A 25140-nucleotide genomic window follows, 5' to 3' on the forward strand; every position below is an offset into this window, starting at 1 on the left:
TTGGCTGAACATCTGCATTTTGCTCGGACGCAAAGAGAGTAGTTCTCGCTACTTCACTATGTACATTTGAGAGCACCATCTATCAAAGGCCTTTTAGAAACAGCTTAGTTAGCGCGAACTACGTTCTGCGTGAAGGGTTTCGTTTTTCCAAAAATCCCTCTGGCGCCAAGTATTACTTGGTTGCTGACAAGTAAGGAGTCTATATGACGTCTACGGTATCTACATCCGTACCTACATCTCCAGCCGGTAATACAGCTTCGACAGAGAAAGAAGTAAACCATCCATTTCTTTCCTTAGTCATCATGGTTATCGTTGCAGCAATCGCAACCTACTTTATCCCTGCAGGCGAGTTTGAACGAGTGGTTATGAATGGCCGCACGGTGATCGACCCAGACAGCTATACATTATTAGCAAGTAACCCAACAACATTAGCCTCTTTTTTCGAATCATTTTTTAAAGGCTTCAAATCCGCTTCAGGGGTGATGGGTGTTGTGGTGTTTGTTGGTGGTGCTTTCGGTATCATCAAACACATGGGGCTGCTAGACGCTTCGGTCGTCGCGCTTACCACTAAGCTTAAAAAACAAGGCTTGTATGTGATCGCGCCAGTGATCATGACGGCGATCTTCTTTAACGTGACCTTCACCGGTATGCGTGAACTGGATGTTATTTTCATCTCGTTGATGATCCCGATCTGTATCAAGCTTGGATACGATGCGATCACAGCGTTAGGCGTTGTTCTGTTAGCAAGTTGTGCAGGTTTTGCTGCGGCGTTGGCGAACCCATTCTTCACGGGTATTGCACATACTATCGCTGAACTGCCTTTGTATTCAGGCATGTGGTATCGCTTTATTGTCGGTATGTTTATGCTTTTGACTGGCGCTTGGTATGTGTTGAATTACGCAAGAAAAGTAAAACAAGATCCAACCAAAGGCTTGTTGCATGGCACAGGTTACCATTACGAATCGAACGTTGAAGCGAAGACTCTAACTTTGCGTGAGAAGCTAGCGGGTATCGCGTTCTTGGGCGTATTCGCGTATATGATCTTCGGTACCCTGACTATGGGCTTTGGCTTTACTGAGATCGCAGGTGCGTTTGTGGCAATGGCGATCATTCCGGGCTTAGTGGCAGGGCTGTCTCCAAACAAGATTTGTGAATATTGGACCAAAGGTGTCAGCGATGTATTGGTCGCTGTTCTGATCATCTTCTTTGCGCGTTCGGTGTTGACCATTATGGAAGATGCGAAAATTGTCGACTCGATCATCTACTATCTTGCGCAGATCATTTCAGGCAGCTCTAAGCTTGTTGCTGCGGCGGGTATCTACTTCTCACAAGCGGCGATTAACCTGTTTATCCCGTCGGGCAGTGGTCAAGCAGTGATCACCATGCCAATTATCATTCCATTGGCAGATATTGGCGAAGTGACTCGTCAAGTTGCGGCGTTGGCATCGCAATTGGGTGACGGTATCTCGAATTACATTTATCCAACCAACGGTGGCTTGCTGGCGGTACTAGCGATTGCCAAAGTACCTTATGGCAAGTGGGTACGTTTCTTCTTACCACTATTCTTGTTCTGGTCGGTAGGCGCTCTGATTTCAGTCGTGGTTGCTCAAATGATTGAGTTAGGTCCATTCTAAGGCTCGTGCTTTAGTCGGATAGCTTTGCTTGAAACAATCCAATAACTATACAGGCAGCGAATTCGCTGCCTTTATAGTTTGAGGTGAAGCTACCTGAGGTAGAGTATTACTCTTCAAACTGATAAGAGGAGGGTACGACGATGACACCTTGTTTCGAAATGTGGAAACGCTTGGCGTCTGCAAGGCTATCAAGACCAATTTGGGTTCCATCTGGTACTTTCACGTTCTTATCTATGATGCAGTTTTGAATGTGGCAGTTTCGTCCAATCTCAACATCTTCAAACAAGATACTATCAATCACGATTGCCGCGTTGCTCACTTTTACCTTCGGGAAGAAGATAGAGTTTTGCGCAGAGCCTCCCTCTATCACTACACCATTAGCAATCATCGAGTTGATGAATATCCCTTGATTTCCCTCTACCGAAGCAATGGTGCGTGCTGGTGGTAGTTGCGGTTCATAGGTACGAATTGCCCAATCCGGCTGATACAAATCGATTGGCGAAGTTGGCTTTAGCAAATCCATGTTCGATTGGTAATAAGAGTCGATGGTACCCACGTCTCTCCAATAGGCATCCTGGGTTACGCGTCCCTCTTCGTCGCCAAATTTATAGGCGTAAACACTGTTATTCTCGACTAGCTTAGGAATGATGTCTTTACCAAAATCATGGCTTGAATGTGGGTCTTCTGCGTCTGCTAATAATGCTTGTGTCAGTACTTCTTTGTCGAAGATGTAAATCCCCATAGAAGCCATACTTCGCGTTGGTCTACCGGGTACGCTCGCGGGGTAACGCGGTTTTTCGGTAAAGTTATTAATCTGATGAGACTCGTCGATCTCCATCACACCAAACTCTTTGGCTTCATCTATCGACACCTCCATGCAGGCTACCGTTAAGTCAGCTTCATTCTGCTTATGTTGCTTGAGCATTGGAGCGTAATCCATCCGGTAGATATGATCGCCCGATAACACCACCACATGCTTGGCTTCACTGCGTGACAGTAAATATAAGTTTTGATAAATCGCATCGGCTGTACCGCTATACCAGCTGTCACCTGTACGCATTTGCGGGGGAACATTAGTGATGTATTCGCCGAGCTCGGGGTTAAGCACCGACCAACCATCACGTAAGTGTTTTTGCAAAGAGTGAGACTTGTACTGAGTCAGCACCAGTATTTGGCGAAGCCCGGAGTGCAGGCAGTTCGCGAGTGTGAAATCGATGATTCGATATTTGCCACCAAAAGGCACCGCAGGCTTTGCACGGTTATCAGTGAGAGGAGAAAGCCGAGAGCCAACACCGCCGGCCAGAACGATTGTTAGAGTGTCTTGCATAGTCAGAACCTCAATATATTTTTGATTATGTTTAAGGTCCTGCAAGCACTAAGCCAAATGTAACCCATTGAATATTAAAAGAGGGGATAAAGATTTCTATCCCGTTGCACCACATTGATGCATTTAGAATCTTAACTTGCTCTATTTTGATTCAGACTGGTTAGAACAAGTCTATGAGGTTGGATTAAACAAAATGACGCACGGGAAAGTTGCATTACAAAACTGTCAATAAAATGAAGGAATAAAGTGATCGGCTCGATATAAATTTACATAAATGGTCACAACTTTTCACAAATTGATTTCCATCAATAAAGTAGGGTTATTCTGTGATAACTTGCACGCAAAATAAGAAATGATTACTCATTCACCAATAAAATGAAGCCCTCAAAGGAAATAATAATGAAAAAAACAGTATGTGGTATTGCGGTTATTGCGGCTCTTATGTCAACGAATGTTCTTGCTCATAAAGAAGGTGATTTCATCATCCGTGCAGGTGCAGCAACAGTATCTCCAAACGACAGTAGCGACGCTGTACTTAATAACCCTGACCTAGAATTCTCAGTTGATTCTGATACTCAGCTTGGTCTGACTTTCGGTTATATGTTCACTGACAACATCAGCTTTGAAGTGTTAGCAGCAAGCCCATTTTCTCACAGCATTTCTGTTAACGGTTTAGGTAAAATTGCTGATACTAAACACCTTCCACCAACATTCATGGTGCAATACTACTTCGGTGAAGCGAACAGTGACTTCCGTCCATACGTAGGTGCTGGCCTTAACTACACCGTATTCTTTGATGAAGGTTTGAATGCTAACGGCAAAAACGCTGGTCTAACAGATGTGTCTTTAGATGACTCTTGGGGTCTAGCGGCAAACATTGGTATGGATTACATGATCAATGAAGATTGGTTCCTAAATGCATCGGTTTGGTACGCAGATATTGGAACAACGGCAACATACAAGACTGCGACAGATACATTTAAAACAGACGTTGATATAGACCCATGGGTATTCATGATCGGTGGTGGTTACAACTTCTAACCTATGATTCCGTTTACTAAGGCGCTCAAGCACCAGCCAGCTTGTGCGCCTTTTTTTATTGTTAATGAATTAGTCACTGTAACGCTTTGTTGTTATGGGTAAAGTAGAGCTATTGTCGTCATCTATTATTAACAAAACAGAAAGATAGCTGTCATAACCACCTCATAAAATCGCGATTCAAATTATGGAGGATATATGAATCGCAAAATCAATAAGCTGACTTTATTACTGCCTATCGCAGTGAGTTCTGCTCTTGCTGGATGTTCTCAGTCAACATCATCTACGGCTAGTACACTCTCTCAAACCTCACTTGATGCTTTGAGCCTCCAATGCCAATCCAGCCAACAGCCAATTGCAAGCGATGCTGAGGTTACCGGGCTTACTTTGGTTGGAAGTTCCATTGCCGACGCTCCTTTCGCAACTTCTGCAGCAGAAATTGTCAGCTACGATTCATGTACCGATAAATTGTATGTCGTAAATGCTCAAGCAAAGAAAGTAGACTTATTATCGATGAATGCCGATAGCTCGCCAAACTCAGAAGGCTCTATTGATCTTCAATCTGCAGCTTTAGCTTCTGGTATCAATATCGGGGCGGCAAATAGCGTCTCGACACATCAAGGATTAGTTGCTGTCGCGATTGAAAACGCCGACAAACAACAAAATGGTATTATTGCTCTGTATCGCTCAGATACTTTAGAACTAATTACCACCTACACGACGGGCGCACTGCCAGACATGGTGAGCTTTTCTAAAGACGGTCGTTATATCGCTTCAGCAAATGAAGGTGAGCCGAACTCGGATTACACCATTGACCCTGAAGGCTCGGTGACATTGGTGGATTTAGCGAATGGCACTATGCAAGCGAAGGTCACTCAGATTGATTTCAAGGCATTTAATCAAGGTCAGCCTCGTCACAAAGAACTCACCGACAAGGTTCGAATTTCAGCGCCGAATGCGACCGTTGCTCAAGACTTAGAGCCTGAATATCTAACGTTTGCTGATAACGGTAAACTCTACGTTGCCCTGCAAGAGAACAATGCACTAGCAGCGATTGATGTCGCAACTGCAGAGGTGGATGCGATCCTTGGTTTAGGCGGTAAACCTTGGGATAGCGCGCAATTGGATGCGTCGAATAAAGACAAAAATATTGGCAACCTACAAAGCTACGCGATGTTAGAAGGGCTCTACATGCCAGACAGCATCACTAGCTATAGTGTCGATGGCAATACCTACATCGTGACGGCGAATGAAGGTGATGGCCGCGAGTATGGCATCAAGACGACGCAAAAATTATGTGATGATAAGGGTTTCGAGTGGGATGGTGATGATTATCAAGGCACCGAAAACTACACCACAGAGAAAGACTTTTGTATCGCTTATGTTGATGAAGTACGTGGCAAAAAGTTAGATGTTGACGCTAACCACCCATTGGCAGGTGCATTGAAAGACAATAAGCAACTGGCTCGCTTTAAGGTGATCAAGCCACAAGGCACGCTTGCTGCTGACCAAAAGGTTCTAGCGTTTGGTAGCCGCTCTTTCTCGATCTGGAATGACTCAGGCGAATTAGTGTTTGATAGTGGTGATGACTTTGCTCGAATCGTTCTTGAGCAAGATCCTGCAAATTTCAACAGCACCAATGATAACAATCAGAGTGGTGACGATCGCAGCGATGATAAAGGGGTGGAACCTGAAGCTATCGAAGTGGCTGAGATTAACGGTAAGCACTATGCCTTTATCGGCCTTGAACGCCAAGGTGGCATCATGGTTTACGATGTAACGCAGCCTAAGAACGCAAGCTTCATCAGCTATCTCAATAATCGTGATTTTACTCAGCCAGTGTGCACTAAGGTTGATGAAGACGGCGATTGTGGTAACGATACTTACAACTCGAAAGCCGGTGACTTAGGTCCAGAATCAATCAAGTATTTCACTCGTTCTGGTAACCACTTTATTGCGGTTGGCAATGAAGTAAGCGGCAGTACATCAGTTTATCGCGTTGAGTTCTAACCTCGCTTATTGCTAGCAATTAGATTGAATCAAAACAAAAGCGCCACTACTGGGTAAGTAGTGGCGCTTTTAGTTTATGGCTTATTTTACCGCTGACTCATTAGCGATAGATAAGTCCTATGGCTCTTGCTTAGTTGGTGCTAGAGCGATTTCACGGATACATACGTTTTGTGGTTGCTGGTAAGCGAATGATACTGCGCGAGCAATGTCGTCAGCTGCTAGTACGCCACCCATTTGCTCTTTCCACTCACCGTATCCATCTTTAATTTCTTGAGATGTTGTGTGAGATAGAAGTTCAGTTTCTACCGCACCTGGTGCAATCGTTGTTACACGAACGTTTGCAGCAGCGACTTCTTCACGTACGTTTTCAGAGATAGCGTGTACCGCGAACTTAGTACCACAGTAAGCTGCGTGGTTAGGGAATGTTTTCTTACCTGCAATTGAGCTGATGTTGATGATTGTGCCGCTGTTACGCTCTTTCATTGGCGCTAGAACAGCTTGCATGCCGTTTAGAAGACCGATTACGTTCACATCGAACATACGTTTCCACTCAGATGCGTCTTGCGTATCAATTTGGCCTAGAAGCATTGCGCCAGCGTTGTTGATTAGCGCATCAACAGGGCCGAATTTCTCTTCACCTTGTGCAATCGCAGCTTCGAATGATGCTTGGTCAGTCACATCTACTTTTACTGCTAGAGAGTTTGGTAGGTTTAGCGCTTCAAGGCGATCAATACGACGAGCTAGAAGTAGCAGAGGGTGACCTTCATCGCTAAGACGACGAGCGATTGCTTCACCAATACCAGAGCTTGCACCTGTAATTACGATTAGTTTTTTCATTTTATTTCCTCTGTACTTTTATTGCGTCGGTTGGCTACGACGTATTGTTTAAGTGCATTCGAATCAAGTGCTTGTTGCCTTGCTTCGTTGCGATGGAGGTATATTAAGGAAAATAGCATTGTTGATATATAGCGCTTCACTTGAAACACTGTTGCTGTGGTGCAACAATAAGGATGTTCACCTTATTGCTTCATCTCTTTTAATTTCACAAGTAAGTTGGCGACCATGCTCAATCAAATTAACCTGTCTGATATTCGTTCCTTCGTGCTTATTGCTCGCTTGGGCAACTTTACTAAAGCCGCTGAGGAGCTTGATGTGTCACGCTCCCACGTGTCACGCCAAGTGAGTAGCCTAGAAAAGCAGATGGGTGTGACATTGTTTATTCGCACCACTCGAACTCTGAGGTTGACCCATGCAGGGCAAGATCTGTACATGAGATGCGAACAAGCTCTAGAGAATATAGACCAAGCCTTGATTGCTGCTGTCGACGATGTCGAAGAAGTACGCGGTGACATCAAAGTCAACTGTGTCGGTGGGTATTTGGGGGAGGTGATCATTGCGGATCTGGTCAATGAGTTTATGCAGCTCTACCCTGATATCAGCATAAGCTTAGATTTCAGTAGTAACCGAGTCGACTTGATTGAAGACGCTTTCGATCTCGCATTTCGTATGGGGAGCCTTGAAGACGCAGGCTTTATTGCAAGGAAGTTATTGGATATAGAGATGGGAACGCTCGCGAGCCCTGAGTACTTTGTTCGTAAAGGAAAGCCTAATCACCCTAAAGAGTTGATCCATCATGACTGCTTAACCGGTTCGGTGCGTAAATGGAGTTTTCAAGCGCTCGATGACACTAAGAAAACGCTCGATGTACATGTGACAGGAAGGTTGCAATGCAAAAATGGTCGAGTGCTAGTACAAGGTGCTAAGTCGGGTAACGGGATTATTCGCGTACCTACTATCTATTGCTTACAAGATCTGATTGATGGGCAATTAGTGCAAGTGTTTGATGATTGGGTGGTGCCTAAAGTGGACTTTTCAGCGATCTACCATCGAGACCGCTATCAACCAAGACGTATTAGAACCTTTATTGATTTTGTGAAAAGTCGTTTTGAACAAATGCCAGTGAGCTAGGTATGTTAGCTGTCTTCCGTCTTTTGACAATAGTTAGGCTGGCTTGGACTTACATTTCGTCGATTTCGTTTTGTAGGCTTTCTAGCTGATCTAGAATCAGTAGGAATTTCTCACCAAAAGGCGTTACCTGATACTCCACTCTTGGTGGCAGTTCGTTGAACATTTGCTTATCTAGAATCCCGAACTCTACATTTCGCTTTAAACATTCATTCAAGACCTTGGTCGATAACCCTTCGACCGAGCGTACCATTTCACCTGGACGATTGATGCCATTTGCCAGTAATTGGTAAACCGTGAGCGACCATTTACAACCGTAGATGGTCTCTACCATGCGAGCTGAGCGCTCTGGTGCTGATTTTCTTGAAAAAAAGTTTTCCTGATTTTTCATAAAGATGTACCAATAAGTACCTACCTAACCGATTTGTACTTACTATTCATAGTGTTAGTTCAAAGCCTAAGATTACCACGTTCACATGACTTAGGAGATAACAAAATGAACTTCACTAAAAATGGTATTGCAGTCGTAATCGGTGGCACAAGTGGTATGGGCTTTGAAACAGCGAAGCAGTTAGTCGCTCAAAATGTCCATGTGCTGGTTGTCGGCAATAACCCAACTAAGTTAAATAAAGCAGTATCAGAACTTCAGTCACTAGGCCACGCGACTGGCTGGCAAGCTAATCTTTATGATGATGAGAGTGTAGCGAATCTTATTACGCATTTAGAGTCTATTGAAGAGGGTATTGGTTACCTTGTTAATGCTGCTGGCTATTTTAACCCTAAAGCATTTGTCGAGCATCAAGAGGCGGACTACGAGCAATACATGCAGCTCAATAAAGCGACTTTCTTCATTACCCAAGCTGTCAGCAAGTTGATGATCAAAAACGGTGGCGGAAACGTGGTAAACGTCGGCTCTATGTGGGCGAAACAAGCGATCAAAGCGACGCCATCTTCTGCGTATTCAATGGCAAAAGCTGGACTACACGCTTTAACACAGCACATGGCAATGGAATTGGCGGATCACAATATTCGTGTGAATGCGGTTTCTCCTGCTGTCGTTAAAACGCCGATCTACGAATCATTCATTAAGCCAGAAGAGGTGGACCAAGCGCTAGAAGGCTTCAATGCTTTCCATCCAATTGGTCGAGTGGGTCAACCGAAAGACATCGCAAACAGCATCTCTTTCCTATTGTCTGACAGTGCCGATTGGGTAACGGGTGCAATCTGGGATGTTGATGGTGGTGTGATCGCGGGCCGCAATTAATCAAGCCGAGCTTTCAATATGGGAGACGCTTTGTTAGCAATTAGCAGCGAAGTCTCCCCCTCGCTCGTTATTCGCGTAGAATAGACATTAGCAAGACAACAATAATTAAAACAATATTTAGAGTAAGGTCGTCATTATGCTCAACATGGACTTTTCAAAGAGATTGGTTATCGAAACCGATAAACTAGATTGGGTTGCAAGCCCTGCCAAAGGAGTGTGGCGTAAGCCCCTAGAAAGAGAAGAGAAAGAATCAGGTCACACGACTAGCGTGGTGAAATACGACCCTCAATCTTCATTCTCTGAACACCCACATCCGCAAGGAGAAGAGATCTTCGTGTTAGACGGTGTTTTCTCAGATGAAACTGGCGACTTCCCCGCTGGCACTTATATCCGTAATCCGCCAGGCAGCGCGCATTCCCCATCAAGTAAAGAGGGCTGCACGATCTTAGTTAAGCTTAATCAGTTTGATGCAAGAGACTTAACTCAAGTTCGAGTCAATACGCTAGAAACGGAATGGCTACCGGGTATTGGAGGGTTACAGGTGATGCCATTGCATGAGTTTGAGCACGAGCATGTCGCTTTAGTGAAGTGGCCTGTTGGCGAACGTTTTCAGCCGCACCGTCACTTTGGTGGAGAAGAGATCTTTGTGTTGTCGGGCACCTTTAAAGATGAACATGGCGTGTACCCGAAACATACTTGGATGCGTAGCCCTCACATGAGCGAGCATTTCCCTTATGTGGAAGAAGAGACGGTCATCCTAGTGAAAACAGGTCATTTGCCACTGATATGATAATTATCTCGACAAGTAAAATAGAAAGCCGCTTACCAAAAGTCAGCGGCTTTTTAGACTCTAGTGCTTATTGATCTTACTTGATGCACGTCTGAGCACTAGTAAGCGACTCCAATACTTCAAGGGCTTCGCCTTGCGCTGAGGCTTCATTTTTATATTCTTCAGGGAAATCTGGAACGGTCACTAGCGATACGTTTGATGCCACTTCTAATGAACCTGCACCACTAACCCACAACAAGCGCTCGATACCGATAGTTAGTAATGTTTCCAAAAAACCTAGTCGCAGTGTTTTTTACGATGTGACCTAGCTAACCCATTGATTGCAGATGGTCAGTTGAAGCGGATATTGGAGGGTTTTATTTCACCAAGCAGCGTGCTTTGGCCGTGTATTTATCTCGGAGCTATCAGCTTCCGGTTGTTCGTCAGTTCATTGATTTTGCAGCAGAAGCTTGGTCGAAGGATATCAGGTCTAATGATGTTTGAATAAGCTAGCTAAGTGAAGATTCACGATAGAGTTCGTCGGCACATAACTACAAAAATCCGATATCAATGGTGATATCGGATTTGAACTCAATAATCTAGAGTTCCAGCACGCTCTCCTCTCACGAAGTCGTTATACATATCCATGTTCGGATAATCGGGTATTTACTGTATTTCCATTGATGTCTGGTAAAGGCTGATACAAGCTCTTTGCTATTTCGGACAGCACCTGATCATAGACTTGCGAAATGGCACGAGATATATCACTGGTTAGTTCATACATGCTATCTGCTGGCTGAGTTAGTTCACTGCTTGAAGAGATCTCCGCGAGCGAATGCATTGCTCGTGAGAAAACGGGTGAGCCAGTGCTAATAGGGCAAATTATCGATAGCTGGTTAAGCTTTCGATGCATCTGAGACGCGTAGAACTTAAACCTCAAATATTCTTCCGGCTTCTCGCTATCAGTACCTGTAATTTCTGGGATACATAAGCGAAGTTTAGTCAGAACATCCATGCAATCTAAGATTTGCTGCCAGTTCATGTGATACTCACGGCTCATGTCTTCACGCTCTGATTGAGTTAACCATACGATCAACACCTCATCCATTAAGAACATGCAATGGCGAATGGTTTTACCATGAATCGATTGGTTGCGAACCAAGCTGCGGTTTTGCCAATCACTGTGCATTGCGATGAGCTTGAGGTGGTAGATGCGATACATAGGTCGGCTATCAAATGAGACGTGCGATTGAAGCAGCTCAGACACCTCTAGTATGTTGTCGTATATCTCATTTACTCTGCGAATTGAGTTGCTAGATAATTTACAAGCCAAAGCGTAATGCGTCGCAGCACGGTGTTTTCGTGATAGCAACAGCAGCTCCCTGAGTAGAACTAAGGTTTCAAACTTGTGTGTTAGCACAGTCTGTCTCTTTCTGGAGAAATAGAACAGAGTTGCAAGCACTGCTATGGATAAACCCACTGAAATAACTACAAACATATTCGACTCCCAATATCTGAATACCTATTTAGTGGTAGTGCAGACACTGTACCAGAATTGATAAGTTTTATATTTCAATGGCTTATATTTATGTGCTGTTTTTGAATGATCAACGTTGGTGCATGACTTCACCATTCGAGTGAGTTTTTCTCATGTTTTGCAGAATTTTTTGAGAGGTAATCCGTCAGAAGTGGAACGTATCTTTGATTTCAGAGCTGACTTTGCTTGCCATAAGGGAAATTAAAAAGGCCTCACTCTTTAATGCTGCTCACTAGAAACAGCATTAAAGAATGAGGCCTTTCGATATTTATCTGACGCTCAATGACTTACAAAGGGAGTCATTAAACACTAAGCCTTATGCAAGCTTAAGATCGAACTCGTTGCGGTACATCACCATATCTTCGATGGTCAGTACTGGCATGTTGTGTAGTTTACCGAAAGCAACGATCTCTGGCGCTTTTGCCATTGTGCCATCTGGGTTAGTGACTTCACACAATACACCTGCTGGTTGAAGACCTGCCATTTGCATTAGGTCCACAGTACCTTCTGTGTGACCGCGGCGAGCAAGTACGCCACCTTTACGAGCACGTAATGGGAATACGTGACCAGGGCGAGCAAGGTCAGTAGGTTTAGCTGTCGGGTTTGCAGCTGTTTTGATCGTAGTTACACGGTCAGCGGCAGAAACACCTGTTGTAACGCCAACTTTTGCTTCAATAGTCACAGTAAACGCAGTTTGGTTTGCGCTGTTGTTATCAACAACCATAGGTGGAAGGTCAAGTTGGTTGGCTTGATCATCAGTTAGACACAGACACACGATACCGCTGCATTCACGGATCATAAGTGCCATTTGAGCATTAGTTAGGTGTTCTACTGAGTAGATGATGTCGCCTTCGTTCTCACGATCTTCATCGTCAAGTAAAAGTACGCCACGACCTTCGCGCAGAGCTTGCAGTGCGTTTTCAACGCGAGTGATTGGTTCGCCAAATTCGGCAAGTAGTGAAGACTGATTCATGGTTAAACTCCTAAAATATCACCAGAATCAGGGCTGTATGAGGGATCTCAACGGACACAACAAAGCCAACTCATTACAAGTCGGTTCATCATGGTTTTATCCAAAACGAAATGCACACGTCTGAGTTGGAGGCATTAACCCAATAAATAGGTACGCCTTTCCAACTTAAACGAGTGTCTTTCCATTCTCTCTCATCCGGACTATAACCGTCGGCTCTGGCATCTCACCAGATCTGCTGACCTCGACGAATCGAGCGCTCGCGGGCTTATCTTTAGATTTTGCTAAGGACATACCGCCGGTGGGGAATTTCGCCCCGCCCTGAGAATAAAAATTAATAATTTGTTTTGCTATGAAAGCAGACCAGATGGTAATCCTTTCAATACTGGATTTAAAGGACTCACAGCAAAGTTTTTTAGATTCATCGCTTTTAAACCGGTAAGTGTTCACTTTATCAGCAGAACGCAGGCAGGGTGCTTTATTATGGGCTAGCTTGGTTCCCGCCATTTGCTATTGGAATGTGAAATAAGGGTGTTGCTGCTGATGGGTTGTAGTGCGGTGTTTCACGTAACCAATAATAAAGCGACTCGAATATATGAAGTTTATTGCGCTACGACGTCTTACTGAGCGTTTTTACAAAAAATTGATATTGGCGGTGCTAAGCTGCGATAGCATCCGACCACTTTAACCAAAAGATCTTAGCCATGACTTCTCTGTTCTCTAACAAATCCAAAGGCTTACTGCTACTCGTTTTAAGCTTGTATTCTCTCGTTCCCTTTTTGATCTTTGGATCTCATTTCGACCTTGGAAGTGCCGTATTGCCTTTCTATGGTGCAGTGATGACATTCGTGACTTATTCAGCGGGTAATCAAGGGTTCCTAATCACACTCGCAGTTCTCTCTTTATTGGTGCTGACATTAAAGTTCTCAAAAGCAAAATTAGTGAGCCTTTGTTTGCAGCTCGGTGTTTTATTGGTGTTAAGCTTTGCAGCGAAGACATTCCTTAAATCATCAACTGAGAGCCCACGTCCGTATACTGAGTACTTAGTTACCCAAGAAGTGGTTGATATGCCGGAGTTGTTTTATGAATTGCCACTAGAAGAAAAGAACGTGGCCATTGAGTCAGTAGAAGATAAGGTCAGCGAATGGCGAACGCGTCATTGGCTTGGCGAAACAGACTATTCATTTCCATCAGGACACATGATTTTCGTGGGTGTTTGCTTAGCATTCTTTGGTGGGTTGTTCTTAGAAGCGAAGCGTTTTTACCTTGTAGGCAGCATGCTAGCTTGGGCTGGTGGTGTAGCTTATAGCCGCGTTTGGCTTGGTATGCATCGTCCTGAAGACTTAGCGGCATCTATCGCTTTTGCAGGCTTAATCTACCTATTAGTACCACTGGTGCCAACGCAAAAAATAGAACCTTTATTACCTAAATTCCTCAGAACGGCTTAACCATTCAAGAAGAGCTTCGTTGTTAAAAGCAACTTAGTTTTTAAAGCAAATAAGTTATTAAAAACAAGTTAGTTCCCAAAAGCAATTTGGCATTAGCTTAACAAGCGGAATCTCTGGTTATTGATTGAGCCCGAGTTCTGCTTGTTTCTTTTTGGTTAGTCCCAAAGAGACAATTCGGTGAGACTCCTTGAGGTAGTATCTTAATTCGTCATCCCTTTCTGGTGTGCTCTCAAACAGCTGAATCCACTTCATGCCACGCGAAGCAAAGTAGGGCGCGGGTTTATACCCTGGCTCTTCTTTGAGAAAATCAAAATTCTGATCAGAAGCCTTAAAGATAAATGCAGGCTCGTCGTTTGGTCCCCAACCTCCAATCGCAAACACCTTACCACCCACTTTCCAAACATGGGAATTGTTCCATTGCATGACATAGCTAGTAGCAACTTGTGACTCGCAAAAAGCATTGAATTCATTGTATGTCATAGAGCGCCCTCTCAATAGTTCGGTGCTGGTGGTGTTTATTTAGGATACCGCTTGAAGTTAGCCAGCTAAGCCTTGCCAAATAGCCGTCAAGCCGCTGATAGAACATAGCAGTAAAGAAGCGATACGTATCTTCTCTTTCGAAATGGTTTGAGTGGTCATCATAGCCACTTTGTAGCCTAGCCAAGCAGCGGGCAGCAAAGGTATTGTGATGATCAAATGGTGGAGCGTGAAGAAGCCAATCGGGATCTGCACGACTAATGAAATGATCGAGCTAAACACAAAGAAAGCAGAAAGGTTGCCACGAAGCTGGTTAGCATCTTGGTGTTGAAGCAGTAGCGCCATCGGTGGCCCTCCGATCCCCGAACTTGTCCCAAAGAACCCTGAGAAAAATCCTGCAATCCCCATCTTGGCAGGCGTTGGCTCCAATCTAAATGGTAGTAGGCTTACAATCACAGCAAACACAACCAGTAACCCTAGCCACAGAGACAATACGCTCGTTGACACCATCACCAACAAAGCTCCTCCTGCCAATGAGCCTGGGATTCGGCCCAACAGTGCGACTTTGAGTCCGCCAATAGAAATATTTGCGCGGTGTTTTAATGCATTAAATACCGAGATAAATAGTCCAATGAGGCAGATAGGCGCAGGGACATAGTCTGGCGAGACCAAAAACAGCAGTGGTGCGGCGACAACAGCCAAGCCAAAGCCGATGGCAGTTTGTACAAACGAACCCACAAAAATGAGTGCCATTGCGATAAGGGCGGTTTGATTTAGGTATTCCATAGGCCTGTGAGTAAGTTCTAAAGGAGCGAATGGATACTATAAATTAAAACGGTAGAAATAGTCTTAATATTCAGTGAGGTTTATGCAAGTTTCTCTAGTTATAATTTCGATTTTCACGCCCAATAAAAAAGAGAGCGGATATCTCAGGAACTAGTCCATTCGATATCCACTCTCTCATTGGATTGCTTATCGCTGTAACTGATTGGGGGAGTCAGTATTAAACGTTAAGCCATTGCCAATTTCAGACGCTCAATTGGTTTGTCATTGATCGGTAAATGGATAAGCGCAGCGGCAAATGCCAGTACTACCGTCGACCACCAGATTGGTTCGTAAGATCCGTAGTAATCGTAAATACGACCACCAACCCAAGCACCTAAGAAGCTACCTACTTGGTGAGTGAAGAATACCAAGCCGTAAAGAGTCGATAGGTAGCGAGCTCCAAAGATCTGACGAACTAAACCAGAAGTGAGTGGAACCGTACCAAGCCAACAGAAGCCAATTGCAGCACCGAAGATTGCTGCGGTCGATTCTGTTACTGGCAGAGTGACAAACGCACCGATAACCACTGTGCGAACTAAGTAAAGTGCAGACATCACATGACGCTTGCTGAACTTGTCACCCATCACACCCCAGAAGTAAGAACCGAAGATGTTGAAGATACCAACGTAAGCCAATGCCATTGCTGCGCTACTCGCTGGTAGGTTTTTGTCAGCTAGATAGCTTGGTAAATGCGTTGCAATGAACATTACGTGGAAGCCACACACGAAGAAACCAGCATGAATTAACCAGTAACCTCTGTGAGAGAAGGCTTCAGATAGCGCTTCTTTCAATGTTTGATTGTCTTCAATTTGCGTTTGTTTACTCGTTACGACTTTTGGCGCTCGCATGAAAAGTGCAAATGAGATCATCACACAGCACAGTACAGCAAACACTTGCATCGCACTCTGCCAATCAAATTCGTTCAACATGTATTGCGCGCCTGGAATCACAGCAAACATACCAAATGACCCCGCAGCCGTAGTTAAACCAAATGCTTTAGCGGCGTGTTCTGCAGGTACCACTTTCGCTACTGCGCCTAATACGATCACATAGCTTGTTGCACTCAGTCCAAGGCCAACCAGTGCGCCTAGCGAAACGTAAAGCATGTTCGATTCGGTAGAAATTGAGGTAAGAAGTAAACCCAAACCGTAAGCACATGCGCCAGCAACAATGATGCGCCTTGCTCCCCATTTGTCTGCAGCCATGCCAACAAAAGGTTGGAACACACCGAACAATAGGTTCTGTAGGGCAATAGCGAAGCTGAAAAATTCACGACCGGTGCCGAAATGCTCTGAAATTGGCATCATGAAAATGCCGAATGATTGTCTGATCCCTAGACTGATAATAAGTGTGCCGATCCCAAGCCATACCAGTAAAGGAAAACGGAAAATGCTCATTCTAATACTCTTAAATTAATGGTGGTGATGTGAGTGGTCTTGCGCAGACATGTTTTGTTCAGTCATATCATGATGATGCTCGTGTCCTGATTGCTGGTGGCAGCCACTACTCACGGCGTGCTGAGCCAAAAGATCAATCAGTGGCTGACTGTGATGCACAATAACCAAACTAATGACGAGGAATAACGTCATTCTGGCTAGTTGAGCAAAAAGAGATTGTGAAAACATAAGGTGTTTACATGTGCTCGATGTTGTAAGAAGTCGCGCATCATAATGATGGGGAGGATATGTATCAAATGACAATTTGTGATTTAGTCTATGCGTTTCATGCATAGCTTTACACGCTGCTGATCTGAGAGGGAAATGTGACTAAGAAATGGGAAAACTCGGCACTCAACGATTCCAAGGAAGAAGCCAGTAATTCAATATGGATACTTAGTGTCGTCTCTGTAACTCTACGCTTTATTGAGATATTTCACATAACTGTAAAAACTAATATACAAACTAATTACCGTATAAGATTGGTCTCTCGCTCGACTTATCTGTTAAACATCGTAAATTTGGGCGTAAATCGTTTCAACATGACTGAAACGCGATGTTAAAAGATTCAGGGAGAGTCATTCACATGGATAAAGATCATAACTTTCGTGAAAACTTGCTGGCACTTATCTTAGGTAGCGCACTGGTTTCACTTGGCGTTATCTTTTTCAATCAAGTCGGCTTGCTAACCGGAGGCACCGCTGGTCTAGCAATCTTCATCACCAAAGTGACAGATCTAAGCTTTGGCCAAGTGTTCTTCGCACTAAACTTACCTTTCTATATTTTATCCGTCGCTCGTATGGGGTGGCGTTTCACAATCAATACTTTTATTGCTGTTTCGATAGTTTCGTTCGCAGTGGATCACTTATATCACGTGATTCAGATCGCCGAGATTCATACACTGTATGCAGCATTACTTGGCGGTGGATTAATTGGCACTGGTATGTTGGTGATTTTCCGTCACAAAATGAGCTTGGGCGGCTTTAATATTCTGGCGCTGTTCTTACAAGAACGTTTTGGGATTCGAGCAGGCAAGGTTCAGATGGCATTGGACTGTACTATTGTGGTGCTTTCACTTTTTATCGTTGATGCTCCGCTAATATTCTTGTCTGTGTTGGGTGCAGTAGTCACCAACCTGATTCTCGCAATGAATCATAAACCGGGGCGCTACCAACCGATTGTAAAGGCGGAAGCGGCTTAGCGAACTTGAGTTTAAGCCTATATTACAAGCAATAGAAAACAACAAAGCCAGCATCAATTGCTGGCTTTGTTCTATGAAAATAGTCATTCAACACTTAGCAGTTGCTACAACCGGATTCCGGTTTGAGCTCGCAATCAATCACATTACCTTGTTTGTCTAGTGACAAGTTGCAGCACTGTTCAAATAGGTTCTTAAGATCGCCACGGCTTTTCTGAACGCGAGATTTAATGGTCGAATAACTGACGTTTTGCTCTTCTGCTAGCGCTTTTTGACTCTGACCCTTGATATCAACGGCAAGCAATAGCGAGGCACTTTGCTCAGGCAATGCTTGGATGAAGGGTTCAATACACAAAGACAACTTCTGTTTGAACTCTTCATTGTGGTCTAAATCTGCAAACCATAAATCGTCCGCATCAATTTTGCTATCACGTTGTTGACGAGCATGTTTCCGGTAGAAGTCGATAATTGTGTTATTAGCTAATTGAAATAGCCACGATTTAACACTGCTCGCATCTTGCACTTTGTGCAGGTTCTGAAAAGTCTTAATTAAGATCTCTTGCAGCAAATCTTCTACATCGGCGGTATTACTGACTTTAGAGTGGAGGAAGGCTTTTAATGTCTGCTGATATTCAGCCCACACCTGCTCTAAGTTTAAAGATGTGCTATTTGCACTGTTCATTTACACAACACTCGTCTTGTAAGAAACCAATAACCCCTTCTAGGCATTCATACTCTGCGACGCAAAAGAGAGTTCTGCCTTCACGTCTTTGGCTTATAAGGCCCGCTGAAGCAAGGCTTGATATGTGATGAGACAAAGTAGAACCGGGGATACCGAGTTCTTCTTGTAGGCCGCCAACCGCAATGCCTTGGTAGCCAGCTTTTACAACACTCTTATAGATACTAAGGCGAATTGGGTGGCCTAGCTCTTTAAGTGCTTTTGCTACGACTTCTAAGTTCATATTCACTCCTCAAGATTTAATTTCGATAATAGTCGAAATGAAAGTTAAATTCAAATATAAAAACAATGAATACGTAAGTCATTGAAAGTACTTCGCTTTGAAAATTATTTCGATTTTTATCGAAATAAAACTTGATCTGTAACTATTTATTTCTATAATTCGAGAATATTCGAAATTAAGGGTCGGATACTTTCCTCATAGAGTTCGACTTTCAATCCTGTTTGGAGTTAATTATGAGCAATGAAATGTTAACAATGCTAAAAGACGCACTGGATATGTTCGCTTTCTTAGCAGTAGAACTCATCATCCTTTTCTTGGCGATTAGCTACATAGTTGGGATTCTTCAAGAGTTCCTTACGCCCGAGAAGATTCAATCTATCTTGAGCTCACGTAACGGTAAGGGCTATGTGATTGCCGCACTACTGGGTGCGATTACACCTTTCTGTTCATGTTCGACGATTCCTTTCCTAAAAGGTTTGCTACGTGCACGAGCGGGTTTTGGTCCAATGATGGTGTTCCTATTTGGTAGTCCACTATTGAACCCAGTGATCATTGGTTTGTTCGTGATTACCTTTGGCTGGCAAGTGGCAGCGTTCTACTTCTTAGTCGCAATGACGGTATCGGTAGTAGCAGGTTACACACTGGAGAAATTAGGCTTTGAGCGTTACGTAAAAGCAGAAGCGTATGAATCAACAGGTTCATCTTCAAGCTGTGCTACTAGTTGTGGTGACTCTGCACCTATGAAAGCAGAGCCAGCAAAAGCAGAATCTTCATGTGATACAAGCGCATGTGGTGAACCTGCACCAGTAATGGCAAAAGAGAGCGCATGTTGTGGCACTAAGGAAGAAGAGCCGAAAGTAGAAGTATCATGCTGCTCGGCTGACGGTACAGCGACAGCAACAGTTGTTGAGAAGCAAGAACCTAGCCGTTGGGTAAGAATCTGGTTCTCAACTTGGAAAGACTTCAAACAAGTGTTCCCTTACTTGATGATGGGTATCGCAATTGGTTCATTCATCTATGGCTTCATTCCAACTGACTTGATTGCTGAATATGCAGGTGAAGGTAAGTGGTACGCGATTCCAATCGCAGCTGTAATTGGTATTCCACTATACATTCGTGCTGAAGCTGTGATTCCACTGAGTGCTGCCTTAGTACAAAAGGGTATGGCTCTAGGTTCTGTAATGGCGTTGATCATTGGTAGTGCGGGTGCGAGTTTGACAGAAGTTATTCTGCTTAAGTCAATCTTCAAAAATCAGATGATTGCGGCCTTCCTATTCGTAATACTAAGTATGGCGATTGGTGCAGGTTACCTATACACCTTCATCTTTGGCTAATCTTAGATAACACCATCGATACGAAAATATAGCCAATAAAAAAGAGCTCACATTGTTGAGCTCTTTTTGTTTTTAAAGGAAAGCAGCAACGCAACATTACACAGAGTTAGGCAGTGCAGACGAGGTGCCTTTAGTCGCGAAAGCATTAGTTGCTAATACATTGCAGTGGTGCCGATTAATTGCATCGCCATAGTTATTGGTTATACCGGGAAATTGAAAGCGATACATTGGAATACCAAAGCGACGCTCTCTCTCTGATGTCCGATTCGGTCTTTGCTTGTACAAAACAGTCGATTCTTAGCGGTGTAGGTTTTGCCGTGTATTTTATTACAATTGTGTTAGCTGAGGACGATGCGAAAGAACTCAATCATTTAGTCGTCTTAGCGTCAGAGCAATACGAGACATTAATGCGAGATCTCATGTGAGGGTGTAGCTTGCGACACATTAAACGAAGGTGTTACCTGTACATCGAAAACTAAAAAGCCCGGTGAATAACCGGGCTTTGTTAATCATGATTTTGTCTTATTGAGTTTAGAAACCGCGGATATCCAATTCGTTGTTAATTAACACGACACACTGAGAAGCGAATAGCATGTTTGGACCTAAGCTGATTTTCTCTGTTCCTAAGCGTTTTAAGCTGTTGTAGCTTTTCTTAGGCATAGGGATGTGATCAGTCAGAAGGAAACATGGGTTTTCAGCAATCTCTGCATCACGGATAAAGTCACCTTTTTTATCCATCATGTACAGCTGGTGGTCTTCAGCCAGTTCTTTAACCAGCTTTTCAAAACTCATAGTGCGAACAGTGATGCCCGGTTCAACCTGACGCATCTGCTCTTTAGTCATGCCTTGAGAAGCGTCAACCGCTCTTACTACCGCTGACAACAATGCCGACTCATGGAAACCACCAATATTAGTGATCTCATTAGAATCGAATGTAATTGTACGTGAAAAGTCTTTAGTACTTTCTAATACAAGGTGTACGGTGACATTCTCACGGTGAGATTGGGCAACGAAGATCGTGTTCATCAAAGTATGAGCCAGAATCTCAGTATGAGCATCTTGCCCAACGCCTTCTAAGATAAGTTTGCTCTCTGTAGGGGCTGCGCGGGCGCGTAATACAAATGAACGCATAGAATGTACCTTGTCAGTATGTGATAAAGCGAAATGAGCTTCAGCAACATGAATTGATGAATAACCAAAATTGTGGCGGTATGTAACTCTTTTCTATCAATGAAGTCAAATAGAGTTGCTTATAGCGCTAACGTCAAGAGCTCAACGTATTAAATAGAGAATGACCACATTACAAGATGGTAAAGGTTGAAGCGACCGATTGTTTACATAGATAGTATGCGCAAATTATTAGGTGGCTTGTAGAAGGAAGTAGTCGATGAAGTTTAAGAAAATAAATAAAGAAGAATATAGAAAGAAGATGAACCTATTGTTGGTTGCTTTAGTTGGATCACTTGCCGTATTTGCTATCGTATTCGGCACCATTCTGATTGACTTATTTGGTACAACTAATCCAATTGCTGGTGAATCAACGGGCAATTTCCATTTAAACGTGCTTGGAGTGATCTTGTCTGTAGCGCTAAATGCTTTTATTGCTAGTCGTGTAAAAGGGCATGAATACTTCAAGGAAGCGGTGTACGTGTTGAACCTAAAACAAATCCACAATCGAATTTATCGAAAACTAAAACGAATTCAACCGAAGGCTGAGCAAGGTGACCAAGATGCGCTGGTCATTCTGTACTTCTATTACACCACACAAAAACAAGTATACGACCTAGATAACAACACATTGACGATAACGACGGTGCAGCACTCTCTAGATAACATCGTAGAGTTGAGTAAAAAATGGGGTATAGAGCTAGATATAGAATCCTTTTCGAGAGATTTAATCACAAAGTTTTGAGGAATATGCCTGTTATTGTATGAGCTTTGAGCGACGAAAGAGCCTTTTGGCGTAAAAGTAAACACTTAAACAGTTTTTTTGAATTTTTATCAAAAAAGGGGTTGCCATGTTTTCGATGATCTCTATAATTCCGCCTCACTGACACGGCAGACGCCACAAGGCTTCAGCAGTAATCAGTAAGACGGAAAGTTCGAAAGAAATTAATTTTAAAAAGTGTTTGACACTTAAGATTAAATCGCTAGAATTCACGTCCGCTTTCAAGGGTTTCTTTGTAAAAAGAAAGTTTCGATAAGCAAGGCTCTTTAACAATTTAAACCTATCAATCTGTGTGGGCACTCGTTGATGAATATCAAAAATGAAACTTCGGTTTCAACTTGATTTCAATGAACTGAGTGGCCAATCGATAATTTATTATCGGCACAGTCAATTCAACATTACTTAGCTTTTTATTAAGCGAAGAGAATGTAATCAGTATTCATTGAGTCACAAAATCTTAAATTGAAGAGTTTGATCATGGCTCAGATTGAACGCTGGCGGCAGGCCTAACACATGCAAGTCGAGCGGAAACGAGTTATCTAAACCTTCGGGGGACGATAACGGCGTCGAGCGGCGGACGGGTGAGTAATGCCTAGGAAATTGCCTTGATGTGGGGGATAACCATTGGAAACGATGGCTAATACCGCATAATGCCTACGGGCCAAAGAGGGGGACCTTCGGGCCTCTCGCGTCAAGATATGCCTAGGTGGGATTAGCTAGTTGGTGAGGTAATGGCTCACCAAGGCGACGATCCCTAGCTGGTCTGAGAGGATGATCAGCCACACTGGAACTGAGACACGGTCCAGACTCCTACGGGAGGCAGCAGTGGGGAATATTGCACAATGGGCGAAAGCCTGATGCAGCCATGCCGCGTGTATGAAGAAGGCCTTCGGGTTGTAAAGTACTTTCAGTTGTGAGGAAGGGGGTGTCGTTAATAGCGGCATCTCTTGACGTTAGCAACAGAAGAAGCACCGGCTAACTCCGTGCCAGCAGCCGCGGTAATACGGAGGGTGCGAGCGTTAATCGGAATTACTGGGCGTAAAGCGCATGCAGGTGGTTCATTAAGTCAGATGTGAAAGCCCGGGGCTCAACCTCGGAACTGCATTTGAAACTGGTGAACTAGAGTACTGTAGAGGGGGGTAGAATTTCAGGTGTAGCGGTGAAATGCGTAGAGATCTGAAGGAATACCAGTGGCGAAGGCGGCCCCCTGGACAGATACTGACACTCAGATGCGAAAGCGTGGGGAGCAAACAGGATTAGATACCCTGGTAGTCCACGCCGTAAACGATGTCTACTTGGAGGTTGTGGCCTTGAGCCGTGGCTTTCGGAGCTAACGCGTTAAGTAGACCGCCTGGGGAGTACGGTCGCAAGATTAAAACTCAAATGAATTGACGGGGGCCCGCACAAGCGGTGGAGCATGTGGTTTAATTCGATGCAACGCGAAGAACCTTACCTACTCTTGACATCCAGAGAAGCCAGCGGAGACGCAGGTGTGCCTTCGGGAGCTCTGAGACAGGTGCTGCATGGCTGTCGTCAGCTCGTGTTGTGAAATGTTGGGTTAAGTCCCGCAACGAGCGCAACCCTTATCCTTGTTTGCCAGCGAGTAATGTCGGGAACTCCAGGGAGACTGCCGGTGATAAACCGGAGGAAGGTGGGGACGACGTCAAGTCATCATGGCCCTTACGAGTAGGGCTACACACGTGCTACAATGGCGCATACAGAGGGCGGCGAACTTGCGAGAGTAAGCGAATCCCAAAAAGTGCGTCGTAGTCCGGATTGGAGTCTGCAACTCGACTCCATGAAGTCGGAATCGCTAGTAATCGTAGATCAGAATGCTACGGTGAATACGTTCCCGGGCCTTGTACACACCGCCCGTCACACCATGGGAGTGGGCTGCAAAAGAAGTGGGTAGTTTAACCTTCGGGAGGACGCTCACCACTTTGTGGTTCATGACTGGGGTGAAGTCGTAACAAGGTAGCCCTAGGGGAACCTGGGGCTGGATCACCTCCTTATACGAAGATATTTACGATAAGTGTCCACACAGATTGATACGGTTTAGAAAAGAAAAGAGTTGAAGAACTCCCAAGTTCTTCAAAGTTTGTTTCTACTTTTTTAAAGTGGAGATAAATTAGCAGTGTCCCGTTCGTCTAGAGGCCTAGGACACCGCCCTTTCACGGCGGTAACAGGGGTTCGACTCCCCTACGGGATACCATTGGGTCGTTAGCTCAGTTGGTAGAGCAGTTGACTTTTAATCAATTGGTCGCAGGTTCGAATCCTGCACGACCCACCATTCTTTCTCCACGAAGGAATTAAAACTTTTAGTGGGCGATTAGCTCAGTTGGGAGAGCACCTGCCTTACAAGCAGGGGGTCACTGGTTCGAGCCCGGTATCGCCCACCATTTCCTCCCAAGGAAATAAAATATGGGGCTATAGCTCAGCTGGGAGAGCGCCTGCCTTGCACGCAGGAGGTCTGCGGTTCGATCCCGCATAGCTCCACCATTCTTTCTCCATGAAGGAATTAAAACTATCATGGGCGATTAGCTCAGTTGGGAGAGCACCTGCCTTACAAGCAGGGGGTCACTGGTTCGAGCCCGGTATCGCCCACCATCTTTAAGCGCATTTGCTAAGTGTTCTTAAAAATGGTTTTCGTTAGAAAATCTGCTCTTTAACAATTTGGAAAGCTGACTGATTACTTAATTGGTTTTCACTTTAAAAAGTGAAATCAAACAGCTCAAGGCTGTGATTAAGTTAATCAAATTAAAAGTTCTCAATGTTTATCTGCTCTTATTTATTAAGAACAGTAAACACAACACAAACACATTCAAGTGTCTTGTATTCGATTCAAATTCGTTTGAATCATATTGAGTCCGGCAAACACGTAATAAGAATTAACCCTTCTTGTTACAACCAAAAACCTTGGTTGCTGTTTTGTCTTCACTTTTTAAAAGTGAAAGCAAATGCCATACATAAGACCTCTTCGGGTTGTATGGTTAAGTGA

22 protein-coding genes, 5 tRNA genes, 1 rRNA gene, 2 pseudogenes and 1 riboswitch are annotated in these 25140 nt (G+C 44.1%); of the genes and pseudogenes, 18 read left to right on the top strand and 12 right to left on the bottom strand.

Annotation, left to right across the window (positions count from 1 at the left end):
* The first annotated feature begins 203 nt into the window (after window positions 1-203).
* Window positions 204-1634, top strand: a complete 1431-nt coding sequence (locus BTO10_RS08055; protein ID WP_004741133.1) for a YfcC family protein — start codon at window positions 204-206, stop codon at window positions 1632-1634.
* Window positions 1635-1740: 106 nt separating this feature from the next.
* On the opposite strand, the gene glgC is transcribed toward BTO10_RS08055, so the two are convergent.
* Entirely contained in the window at window positions 1741-2961 is a 1221-nt protein-coding gene (glgC, locus tag BTO10_RS08060) for a glucose-1-phosphate adenylyltransferase (RefSeq protein ID WP_105024199.1), read from the bottom strand.
* Window positions 2962-3360: 399 nt separating this feature from the next.
* Between glgC and ompW the strand changes: the two genes are divergently transcribed.
* Together ompW and BTO10_RS08070 are read left to right on the top strand one after the other, a co-directional pair.
* Window positions 3361-4002 (top strand): outer membrane protein OmpW, encoded by a 642-nt coding sequence (ompW, locus tag BTO10_RS08065; RefSeq protein ID WP_102425199.1) that lies wholly within the window; start codon window positions 3361-3363, stop codon window positions 4000-4002.
* Window positions 4003-4197: 195 nt separating this feature from the next.
* Complete coding sequence (locus BTO10_RS08070; protein WP_105024200.1) at window positions 4198-6009, top strand: choice-of-anchor I family protein; 1812 nt, start codon at window positions 4198-4200, stop codon at window positions 6007-6009.
* Window positions 6010-6126: 117 nt separating this feature from the next.
* Here BTO10_RS08070 and BTO10_RS08075 read toward each other — a convergent pair whose 3' ends face one another.
* Window positions 6127-6846 (bottom strand): SDR family oxidoreductase, encoded by a 720-nt coding sequence (locus tag BTO10_RS08075; RefSeq protein ID WP_105024201.1) that lies wholly within the window; start codon window positions 6844-6846, stop codon window positions 6127-6129.
* Window positions 6847-7071: 225 nt separating this feature from the next.
* Here BTO10_RS08075 and BTO10_RS08080 point away from each other — a divergent pair, with 225 nt between their 5' ends.
* Window positions 7072-7977 (top strand): LysR family transcriptional regulator, encoded by a 906-nt coding sequence (locus BTO10_RS08080; protein WP_105024202.1) that lies wholly within the window; start codon window positions 7072-7074, stop codon window positions 7975-7977.
* Between the two features lie 49 nt (window positions 7978-8026).
* Here BTO10_RS08080 and BTO10_RS08085 read toward each other — a convergent pair whose 3' ends face one another.
* Window positions 8027-8365 carry a winged helix-turn-helix transcriptional regulator gene (locus BTO10_RS08085; protein ID WP_004741127.1) on the bottom strand — a complete coding sequence of 113 codons (339 nt, stop codon included), beginning with the start codon at window positions 8363-8365 and terminating at the stop codon, window positions 8027-8029.
* Window positions 8366-8470: 105 nt separating this feature from the next.
* Here BTO10_RS08085 and BTO10_RS08090 point away from each other — a divergent pair, with 105 nt between their 5' ends.
* Together BTO10_RS08090 and BTO10_RS08095 are read left to right on the top strand one after the other, a co-directional pair.
* Window positions 8471-9238: an SDR family NAD(P)-dependent oxidoreductase gene (locus BTO10_RS08090; protein WP_004741126.1), complete on the top strand. Its 768-nt coding sequence runs from the start codon at window positions 8471-8473 to the stop codon at window positions 9236-9238.
* 136 nt (window positions 9239-9374) lie between these two features.
* Window positions 9375-10028 (top strand): cupin domain-containing protein, encoded by a 654-nt coding sequence (locus BTO10_RS08095; protein ID WP_008216567.1) that lies wholly within the window; start codon window positions 9375-9377, stop codon window positions 10026-10028.
* Window positions 10029-10125: 97 nt separating this feature from the next.
* Here BTO10_RS08095 and BTO10_RS08100 read toward each other — a convergent pair.
* Window positions 10126-10278 (bottom strand): annotated as a pseudogene (locus BTO10_RS08100) (NAD(P)-dependent oxidoreductase); the annotation flags it as partial.
* Between the two features lie 42 nt (window positions 10279-10320).
* Here BTO10_RS08100 and BTO10_RS08105 point away from each other — a divergent pair.
* Window positions 10321-10511 (top strand): annotated as a pseudogene (locus tag BTO10_RS08105) (LysR family transcriptional regulator); the annotation flags it as partial.
* Window positions 10512-10641: 130 nt separating this feature from the next.
* On the opposite strand, the gene BTO10_RS08110 reads toward BTO10_RS08105, so the two are convergent.
* Both BTO10_RS08110 and ribB read right to left on the bottom strand, forming a co-directional pair.
* A complete protein-coding gene (locus BTO10_RS08110) occupies window positions 10642-11505 on the bottom strand; it encodes a hypothetical protein (protein WP_105024203.1) in 864 nt (287 codons plus the stop codon).
* 355 nt (window positions 11506-11860) lie between these two features.
* Window positions 11861-12517 (bottom strand): 3,4-dihydroxy-2-butanone-4-phosphate synthase, encoded by a 657-nt coding sequence (gene ribB / locus BTO10_RS08115; RefSeq protein WP_063521737.1) that lies wholly within the window; start codon window positions 12515-12517, stop codon window positions 11861-11863.
* A gap of 179 nt (window positions 12518-12696) precedes the next feature.
* A riboswitch (FMN riboswitch) is annotated at window positions 12697-12847 on the bottom strand.
* Window positions 12848-13218: 371 nt separating this feature from the next.
* Here ribB and BTO10_RS08120 point away from each other — a divergent pair.
* On the top strand, window positions 13219-13962 hold the full coding sequence (locus BTO10_RS08120) for a phosphatase PAP2 family protein (RefSeq protein ID WP_105024204.1): 744 nt from the start codon (window positions 13219-13221) through the stop codon (window positions 13960-13962).
* 117 nt (window positions 13963-14079) lie between these two features.
* Here BTO10_RS08120 and BTO10_RS08125 read toward each other — a convergent pair whose 3' ends face one another.
* From BTO10_RS08125 to BTO10_RS08135, 3 genes are all read right to left on the bottom strand, one after another.
* Window positions 14080-14442 (bottom strand): MmcQ/YjbR family DNA-binding protein, encoded by a 363-nt coding sequence (locus BTO10_RS08125; protein ID WP_105024205.1) that lies wholly within the window; start codon window positions 14440-14442, stop codon window positions 14080-14082.
* Window positions 14443-14499: 57 nt separating this feature from the next.
* The gene (locus tag BTO10_RS08130) at window positions 14500-15225 is read right to left on the bottom strand and encodes a sulfite exporter TauE/SafE family protein (RefSeq protein WP_004741118.1); all 726 of its coding nucleotides are present in this window, start codon (window positions 15223-15225) and stop codon (window positions 14500-14502) included.
* A 224-nt stretch (window positions 15226-15449) separates the two neighbouring features.
* Window positions 15450-16661, bottom strand: coding sequence for an MFS transporter (locus BTO10_RS08135; RefSeq protein WP_105024206.1), 1212 nt, complete (start codon window positions 16659-16661; stop codon window positions 15450-15452).
* Window positions 16662-16690: 29 nt separating this feature from the next.
* On the opposite strand from BTO10_RS08135, the gene BTO10_RS23940 reads away from it, so the two are divergent.
* Entirely contained in the window at window positions 16691-16825 is a 135-nt protein-coding gene (locus BTO10_RS23940) for a hypothetical protein (RefSeq protein ID WP_004741116.1), read from the top strand.
* Between the two features lie 461 nt (window positions 16826-17286).
* Window positions 17287-17901 carry a YitT family protein gene (locus BTO10_RS08140; protein ID WP_105024207.1) on the top strand — a complete coding sequence of 205 codons (615 nt, stop codon included), beginning with the start codon at window positions 17287-17289 and terminating at the stop codon, window positions 17899-17901.
* A 94-nt stretch (window positions 17902-17995) separates the two neighbouring features.
* Here the strand turns inward: BTO10_RS08140 and sigZ are convergent, their stop codons facing one another.
* Window positions 17996-18580: an RNA polymerase sigma factor SigZ gene (gene sigZ / locus BTO10_RS08145; protein ID WP_105024208.1), complete on the bottom strand. Its 585-nt coding sequence runs from the start codon at window positions 18578-18580 to the stop codon at window positions 17996-17998.
* Window positions 18564-18860, bottom strand: coding sequence for an ArsR/SmtB family transcription factor (locus tag BTO10_RS08150; protein ID WP_004741113.1), 297 nt, complete (start codon window positions 18858-18860; stop codon window positions 18564-18566). Before BTO10_RS08150 ends, sigZ begins: the two co-directional genes overlap by 17 nt.
* Before the next feature lie 233 nt (window positions 18861-19093).
* Between BTO10_RS08150 and BTO10_RS08155 the strand changes: the two genes are divergently transcribed.
* The gene (locus BTO10_RS08155; protein WP_105024209.1) at window positions 19094-20194 is read left to right on the top strand and encodes a permease; all 1101 of its coding nucleotides are present in this window, start codon (window positions 19094-19096) and stop codon (window positions 20192-20194) included.
* A gap of 531 nt (window positions 20195-20725) precedes the next feature.
* Here the strand turns inward: BTO10_RS08155 and trmY are convergent.
* Entirely contained in the window at window positions 20726-21325 is a 600-nt protein-coding gene (trmY, locus tag BTO10_RS08165) for a tRNA (pseudouridine(54)-N(1))-methyltransferase TrmY (RefSeq protein ID WP_105024210.1), read from the bottom strand.
* Between the two features lie 256 nt (window positions 21326-21581).
* Here trmY and BTO10_RS08170 point away from each other — a divergent pair, with 256 nt between their 5' ends.
* The 7 genes from BTO10_RS08170 to BTO10_RS08205 all read left to right on the top strand — a co-directional run bounded on the left by BTO10_RS08170 (window position 21582) and on the right by BTO10_RS08205 (window position 24749).
* Window positions 21582-22106 carry a DUF3087 family protein gene (locus BTO10_RS08170; protein ID WP_105024211.1) on the top strand — a complete coding sequence of 175 codons (525 nt, stop codon included), beginning with the start codon at window positions 21582-21584 and terminating at the stop codon, window positions 22104-22106.
* Window positions 22107-22601: 495 nt separating this feature from the next.
* Window positions 22602-24154, top strand: a 16S ribosomal RNA gene (locus BTO10_RS08180).
* 124 nt (window positions 24155-24278) lie between these two features.
* A tRNA-Glu gene (locus BTO10_RS08185) sits at window positions 24279-24354 on the top strand.
* A 2-nt stretch (window positions 24355-24356) separates the two neighbouring features.
* Window positions 24357-24432, top strand: a tRNA-Lys gene (locus BTO10_RS08190).
* Window positions 24433-24465: 33 nt separating this feature from the next.
* Window positions 24466-24541, top strand: a tRNA-Val gene (locus BTO10_RS08195).
* A 24-nt stretch (window positions 24542-24565) separates the two neighbouring features.
* Window positions 24566-24641: transfer RNA gene (locus tag BTO10_RS08200), tRNA-Ala, on the top strand.
* A 32-nt stretch (window positions 24642-24673) separates the two neighbouring features.
* Window positions 24674-24749: transfer RNA gene (locus BTO10_RS08205), tRNA-Val, on the top strand.
* Window positions 24750-25140 lie beyond the last annotated feature (391 nt).

The organism is Vibrio chagasii (assembly GCF_002954585.1).
GTDB classification, from domain to species: Bacteria; Pseudomonadota; Gammaproteobacteria; order Enterobacterales; family Vibrionaceae; genus Vibrio; species Vibrio chagasii_A.